The sequence below is a fragment of the Blautia sp. ZXY-1-C6 genome, assembly GCF_056339875.1.
In genome coordinates this window covers 1-7,896 of record NZ_JBWJVQ010000033.1, presented here as the reverse complement: position 1 = coordinate 7,896, position 7,896 = coordinate 1, and the positions used below count along the sequence as shown (strand labels likewise).

The following is a 7,896-nucleotide window of genomic DNA, read 5'->3' as shown; positions in this document are numbered from 1 at the left end:
GCGGAAATGAATCTTTTGGCGGAAAAGATATCTATGAAATGTCTCAGCTTTTCCATAAGAATGACCCTACCCGTCTGGTACATTATGAGGGACTTTTCCATGACCGCAGTTATAATGATACCAGCGATATGGAAAGCCAGATGTATCCGTCTGTAGAAGCAATCAAAGAGTTCCTGGCAAAGGATGACAGCAAACCGTTTATCTGCTGTGAGTATACACATGCCATGGGAAATTCCTGCGGTGCCATGCACAAATATACTGACCTGACAGATACAGAGCCTAAATATCAGGGTGGATTTATCTGGGATTACATTGACCAGTCTATTTATAAGAAAGACCGCTATGGAAAAGAGTTCCAGGCATATGGCGGCGATTTCGGAGAACGTCCTACAGACTACAATTTCAGCGGCAACGGAATCGCATATGGCGGTGACAGAGAGCCATCTCCAAAGATGCAGGAAGTGAAATTTAATTATCAGAATATTACAGCAGAGGTGACAGCTGATACAGTAAAAGTGCTTAACAAGAACCTCTTTGTAAATACAGATACTTTTGACTGTAAGGTAACACTTGCAAAGAATGGAAAAGTGATCCGTACAGAAGTACTGGAAACAGCAGTTGAGCCATTGAGTGAGAAAGAATATAAACTGCCTTTTGAAAAAGCAGAAGCAGCCGGAGAATATACAGTTACTGTTTCCTTCCATCTGAAAGAGGAGGAGATATGGGCACCTGCAGGTTATGAAATTGCGTTTGGACAGTATGTATATCAGGTGAAAGAGGATGTTCTGGATGGAAAATCAGATTCAGCAGAAACAGCGATTACAGTGGAAAAAGATGTATGTGTATCAGATGCGTTTGTAAAGAAACCACAGATCATCCGAAGCACACATAATATTGGTGTCCGGGGCGAGCACTTCGAAGTAATGTTCTCCGTCCTCAATGGTGGCCTGGTTTCCTACAAATATGCAGGCAAAGAGATGATCGAAGCAATCCCGAAACCAAACTTCTGGCGTGCACCTACAGATAATGACTGTGGAAATCTTATGCAGATGCGCTACGCACAGTGGAAAATTGCCAGCATGTATTTAAGCCACAAAGAATACAGAAAAGGTGCATACGGTCCATCCAATTCACCACAGACAGAAGAAACAGACCACTCTGTAAAAGTAACATTTACCTATCTGATGCCGACCACACCAGCCAGTGAGTGTCAGCTTACCTACGAAGTATTCGGCGATGGAAAAGTGAAGACAACTTTAACTTATGATCCTGTAAAAGAACTTGGCGATATGCCGGAATTTGGGGTGATTTTCAAATTCAATGCAGATTATGACAATGTCCAGTGGTATGGACTGGGCGAAGCTGAAACCTATGCAGACCGCAAAAAAGGTGCAAAACTGGGCATTTACCAGAACAAAGTTGTGGATAATATAGCAAGATACATGGTACCGCAGGAATGCGGAGCAAAAGAGGAAGTACGCTGGGCGAAGGTCACAGACCGCAAGGGCAGAGGAATGTACTTTGAGATGGATGGAGAATCAATGATGTTCTCCGCACTCCCATACACTCCACATGAGATGGAAAATGCCATGCATCCATACGAACTCCCGCAGATCCATTACACAGTAGTACGCGTAGCCAAAGGCCAGATGGGAATCGGCGGCGATGACAGCTGGGGAGCATATACCCATCAGGAATATCTGTTAAATGCAGATGGAAAGATGGAATTCTCCTTTAGCTTTAAAGGAATTTAATATAGTTTATTTGTTTAAAAAGGGGCTGTCAGAATAGGCAGTCCCTTTAACTGTTATAGATAAATAGACAACAAAAAATGATATTTATAACGTCGAAAATGTGATATGATATACAAGTAAATTCTTTGATTTATAATGCAGGGCGAAAACGTGGGCATTATAGTGGTCCAACGATTCTCAAAAGTCGGCGATTGACAATGAAAAGGAGTAACATTAAATGATAGATATATATACAAATAAGATTGATTCAAAAGACTGGATACTTCAAAACGACCTGTACTTTAATCTGAATACAGGTAATGAAGAAATGTCACAAAAAGAAATTGATTTAATCTGGCAAATAGATGAGGCAAAGCTGACTCCGGACAAGCATATAGAAACAAAATATGGATTAGGTACAATTCGTAATTTATCATCAGGCTGCAAGACACTGATAAATATTGTAAAACACCCTGATAAGGTGGTAAATGTTGAGGAATGTGGTCCGAATGTGTTAAAGATCATTTTTGCTATGGAAAATATAAAGATTTATATGTCAAGACCGACACTTTTTGATATCCCAGACAATGCAAAAATCCGATTTAATAATTCTGATATAGTTACCGGCGGGAGAGGCTATAATGCCTGGTGGAGTAAGGAGTATGAAAGGAGAGAAGCAGATGATTTATAAGAACATTACTTTTAAAGCAGATCCATTTTCATACGATTTGGAATTTGAGGATAGAATTACTCTTGTTGGCGGAGACAGCGGCACCGGTAAAACAGTGCTTTATGAAATGCTGGAAGATATAAGACTAACAGACGAATACAAGACTATAAAATTATTTAACTATAAATCAGATGATTTTTTAAAAGCAATAAAACAGTGCCGGGATAGTTTCATTGTGGTAGATAATGCAGAGTACTTGATTAATGATGATATCAGGAGATTCATTAATTTTGAGTTCTCAAATCAGTATATGCTTTTTCTGCGAAATTGTGACGGACTTAATGTATCTGATAAAAGTTTTAAGGTGCTGAAGTTTGATAACAACAGAATAACGCTGGAAGAGGAGCTGTGATATGAGATATTTATGGACGGAGGATACTGGTGCAGGGCTTCACTTCTGGAAATTAGTTAACAAGTTTTTCTTTGATAATGAGCTTGTAGTCGAAAGTAAAGGAAGCAATCAGGGATTACTGGATGCGGTAATAGACTTGGACATTAAAGATGACGATAAATATTACGTTGCATTTGATTATGTGGTTGATAATCAGGATATTCGTAACAAGTATCGTATGTTGAAATCAATAACAGATAAGTCGGAAGGAAAAATTGTAATTCTGGATATGATTTGTTTTGAATATCTGATTCTTGCATTTGACAAGCTAATAGCATGGACAGGCACCGGAAAGACAGATAAAATCAAAATTCGTGAAGAAGTCTTGGCAGCAGTTGAGAATCATAGAATCAATTTATCAAAGATTGATGACGAGAAGACATTGCAGTATATAGCAGGTTTTAAAAGATATTCTACAGAACGAGTGATGAAGTCATTGGCAGGCGAATTTACACAAAATGAAAAGTGGTCTGTTAAAGGGACTCTTATGGGTGAATGCTGGTATAAGAATTGCTGTGTGTCGGAGCATCCAGATAGTCTTAGATGTGGTAAGCCTGAGATTGAGGATGGGGATGAGAAGATGAGGATGCTGATACAGTCTGAGAAGGTGCAAAATGTGATTTGCAAAGTTGCAGATTAGAGTAGGATTTAATAAAAGTGAAGATTTGAAAACTGTACGAAAAGGGAGGAATTATTTTATGTATCAGGCAGATGAAAAACGTTATGAAACCATGAAATATCACCGCTGTGGTGCCAGTGGGCTGATGCTGCCGGAGTTATCTCTGGGTTTATGGCATAATTTCGGAGACACCGGTGTTTATGAGAATATGAAGCAGATGTGTTTTACAGCATTTGACAATGGGATCACTCATTTTGACCTTGCAAACAACTATGGCCCACAGCCCGGAAGTGCGGAGAAAAATTTTGGAAAAATCCTGAGAGAGGAATTTTCTGCATACAGAGATGAGCTGATCGTCAGCACAAAGGCAGGCTATGATATGTGGCCGGGACCTTATGGAAACTGGGGAAGCCGTAAGTATCTGATCGCCAGTCTTGACCAGAGCCTGAAACGCCTTGGGTTGGATTATGTAGATATCTTCTATCATCACCGTATGGATCCGGAGACTCCTCTTGAGGAGACCATGGAGGCTCTGGCACAGATCGTCAGAAGCGGAAAGGCATTGTATGTTGGAATTTCCAACTATGATGGTGAGACAATGAAACGTGCTGCAGATATTCTGGAAGAACTGCATTGTCCGTTTATCATTAATCAGAACAGATATAATATCTTTAACCGTACCATCGAGACAAATGGCCTGAAACAGGCTGCAGCAGAGAGGAAAAAGGGAATTATCGCATTCAGTCCGTTATCCCAGGGAATGCTCACAGACAGATACCTGAATGGAATTCCAAAGGACAGCCGCGTTAACACAGACGGACGTTTTCTCCATGCAGACCAGTTCAGTGAGGAACGTCTTAACAGTATCCGCAGTCTGAATGCAATTGCAGCAGAGCGAGGGGAAAGTCTTGCGCAGATGGCACTGAAATGGATTCTCCGCGACGGAATCGTAACCAGTGTGCTTATAGGAGCATCCCGTCCGCAGCAGATCCTTGAGAACCTGAAAGTGCTGGACAGTGAATCTTTCAGTGAAGAGGAATTAAAGAAGATAGATGAGTGTTCACTGGCCTTATGATATAGCCGAAAGTTAATGGTTGTTTATAAAACAGGAGAGCAGACTTATATTATGGAAGATTCATATGTCTTACAATTACAGGAACCGAAATTCAGAGAATTTTATCTAAGCTACAGCGGTTACGCACAATGCGGGCCGCTGCATTGCTATGGTCCGGCGTCCCGTCCGCATTATCTGATCCATTTTGTAGTGAAAGGAAAGGGGATGTATCAGGCGTCAGGACAAAAACATTATCTCACTGCCGGACAGGGGTTTCTGATCGAGCCGGGTACACAGACTTTCTATCAGGCAGATAAAGATGATCCGTGGAGTTATCTTTGGATCGGAGTAGGTGGCACCAATGCAGGAAAATATATTCGGGATATCGGATTAAACAGCGAGCAGTTGATCTTCCGTTCAGAAAGTGGAGAAGAGTTAAAGAAAATTGTGCTGGATATTCTGAAACATACAGAAAGCACCACCTCAAATCTGTATTATCTGCAGGGCCGATTATATGATTTCTTTTCAGTTCTTACAAAAGATGTAGTGATTGATACTTATCTGGGTAATACAAAAGAAAAGAAATATGGAAGAGAAAACGGGTATGGAGAATATATCAAAGAAGCCATGGCATTTATAAAAAATGAATATGCCTGTGGAATCGGAGTACAGGAACTGGCAGAGCATTTGAATGTTAACCGCAGTTATCTGTACACCATCTTCATGAATGAACTTCATATTTCACCAAAGGATTTTCTGCAGAAATACCGTGTTACAAGGGCAAGAGAATTGCTGGTGCTTACAGAACTGTCTGTAGAATCAATTGGAAAATCCTGTGGCTATGGAAATGCAGAACGGTTTGCCAGGGCATTCAAGCATGAAACAGGACTGACACCAACTCAGTTTCGAAGGCAGGACAGAAGTAAAAACCGCAGGAACCTGGAAGTGTCAGAGGATGGGCTGGAAAAGCTGATCAACAGTTAACATTTTGAAGGTTCAGACAAACATAATGCCATAACACCTCAGAATAACTTTCTCTATAATAATGTATATGATATCAGCACAGCCGCGGAGCAATCCGTGATATCAAGTTAGGGTCAAAAAAACTTTTGCCCCTAACTTCATGTATATTGAGTTTATTATAGAAAGGGGACAGTTATGAGTATTATTTTTCACGAAAGTTCAAAGACATTCCATTTATACAACAATAACATCAGTTATATTATGACCGTACTTCCCAATGGACATCTTGGAAACCTCTATTTTGGGAAAAGAATCCATGACAGAGAAGATTTCTCATATCTTCTTGAAATGAAGCAAAGAGCAATGACAGCCTGTGTTTATGAGGGAAACCGCAAATTTTCGCTGGAGCATTTGAAACTGGAATATCCGGTATATGGAAGCTCTGATTATCGTTATCCGGCAGTGGAAATCCTTCAGGAAAACGGCAGCAGGATCTCGGAATTTACTTATGTCAGTCACACTGTTACAGATGGAAAGCCAAAGCTTTCAGGACTTCCGGCTACCTATACGGAGAATGACGAAGAAGCCCAGACCTTATGTGTAAAACTGAAAGATGAAGTAACAGGAATTGTACTGGAATTGCTTTATACTATTTTTGCACAGGGGGGAATCATCACCAGAAGCGCCAGATTTACAAATGAGGGTACATCATTAGTACATCTGTTAAATGCAATGAGTCTCAGCCTTGATCTTCCGGATAAAGATTATGTGTGGATGCAGTTTTCGGGCGCATGGTCCAGAGAACGTCATGTGAAAGAACGCAGATTAGAGCAGGGAATCCAGTCTGTGGGAAGCATCAGAGGAAATTCTTCCCATGAACATAATCCCTTTATTGTGCTCCGACGTCCGTCGGCAACAGAAAATGCAGGAGAAGTGATGGGATTCAGCCTGATCTACAGCGGAAATCACAGAATGCAGGCAGAGGTGGATACTCATGATACAACCCGCATCACTGTGGGAATCAATCCGCAGAATTTTGACTGGAAGCTGGACTGTGGTGAGAGCTTTCAGACTCCGGAAGCAGTAGTAGTATTTTCTGATAAGGGTCTGAATGGAATGAGCCAGACTTTCCATAAATTATATCAGAAGAGACTGGCAAGAGGTTACTGGAGAGACCGTCCCAGGCCAATCCTTAACAATAACTGGGAAGCTACTTATTTTGATTTTACAGAGGACCGTCTGGTAGAAATCGCAGCAAAGGCAAAGGAATGTGGTGTTGAATTATTTGTACTGGATGACGGATGGTTCGGTGCACGAAGCAACGATCATGCAGGACTTGGTGACTGGGTTGCGAACAGAGAACGTCTTCCGCGGGGAATTAAAGGAATCGCAGACAGAATTGAAGAGATGGGTATGAAATTCGGCCTGTGGTTTGAGCCGGAGATGGTGAATAAGGATTCCGACCTTTACCGTGCACATCCGGACTGGATCCTGCAGACACCCCAGAGACTTTCCTGCCATGGAAGAAACCAGTATGTGCTGGACTTCTCCAGAAAAGAAGTGGTGGACTGTATTTATGAGATGATGTATAAAATCCTCTCAGAAGCAAAGGTTTCCTACATCAAGTGGGATATGAACAGAAGTATCACGGAATGTTATTCGGCAGCACTTCCTGCAGACCGTCAGGGAGAAGTGTTCCACAGATATATTCTTGGAGTTTATGATTTGTATGAGCGGTTAAATACTGCATTCCCGCAAATCCTCTTTGAGTCCTGTGCAAGCGGCGGCGGACGTTTTGATCCGGGAATCCTTTATTATGCGCCACAGGGATGGACCAGTGATGATACAGATGCGGCAGAGCGTGTAAAAATCCAGTACGGCACAAGTATGTGTTATCCTGTAAGTTCCATGGGAAGCCATGTATCTGTAGTACCCAACCATCAGTTAAACCGGAAAACTCCGTTACATACAAGAGCAAATGTAGCTTATTTTGGAACTTTCGGATATGAGCTGGATCTGAATAAACTGTCTGATGAGGAAATCAGTGAAGTAAAACAGCAGATTACCTTTATGAAAGAATACAGAGAACTGATCCAGTTTGGAACTTTTTACAGACTGAAGAGTCCTTTTGAGGGCAATGAAACTGTGTGGATGACAGTCAGCGAGGACAAAAAAACAGCGCTGGTATTCTGGTACAGGGAAAGAAATGTAGTAAACGCAGATTTTACCAGAGTGCGGCTTCAGGGACTGGATCCGGATCTTATCTACAGAAATGAGTATAATGAAACAGAAAACTACGGGGATGAGCTGATGAATCTGGGACTGCTCACCACAGACTGTACAGCAGGTGAACCTACAAGTGAAGACGAACCATGCACAGACTATGAGTCCAGAATTTATGTTTTA

7 protein-coding genes are annotated in these 7,896 nt (G+C 41.5%); all 7 read left to right on the top strand.

Annotated elements, in window-relative coordinates; all coding sequences use genetic code 11:
* Positions 1-1,754, top strand: a 1,754-nt coding sequence (locus AC075J_RS01635) for a beta-galactosidase small subunit-related protein (RefSeq protein ID WP_476389890.1), incomplete at its 5' end; no start/stop codon positions are given.
* 217 nt (positions 1,755-1,971) lie between these two features.
* Positions 1,972-2,424, top strand: coding sequence for a DUF4869 domain-containing protein (locus AC075J_RS01630; RefSeq protein WP_118339238.1), 453 nt, complete (start codon positions 1,972-1,974; stop codon positions 2,422-2,424).
* Positions 2,396-2,815, top strand: coding sequence for an ATPase (locus AC075J_RS01625; protein WP_226840065.1), 420 nt, complete (start codon positions 2,396-2,398; stop codon positions 2,813-2,815). The genes AC075J_RS01630 and AC075J_RS01625 overlap by 29 nt, the downstream gene beginning before the upstream one ends.
* A gap of 1 nt (position 2,816) precedes the next feature.
* On the top strand, positions 2,817-3,494 hold the full coding sequence (locus AC075J_RS01620) for a hypothetical protein (protein ID WP_118339232.1): 678 nt from the start codon (positions 2,817-2,819) through the stop codon (positions 3,492-3,494).
* 58 nt (positions 3,495-3,552) lie between these two features.
* On the top strand, positions 3,553-4,548 hold the full coding sequence (gene mgrA, locus AC075J_RS01615) for an L-glyceraldehyde 3-phosphate reductase (protein WP_118339229.1): 996 nt from the start codon (positions 3,553-3,555) through the stop codon (positions 4,546-4,548).
* 51 nt (positions 4,549-4,599) lie between these two features.
* The gene (locus AC075J_RS01610) at positions 4,600-5,511 is read left to right on the top strand and encodes an AraC family transcriptional regulator (protein WP_118339330.1); all 912 of its coding nucleotides are present in this window, start codon (positions 4,600-4,602) and stop codon (positions 5,509-5,511) included.
* A gap of 174 nt (positions 5,512-5,685) precedes the next feature.
* Positions 5,686-7,896 (top strand): alpha-galactosidase (locus tag AC075J_RS01605; protein ID WP_476389889.1); only part of this gene is annotated, 2,211 nt, incomplete at its 3' end.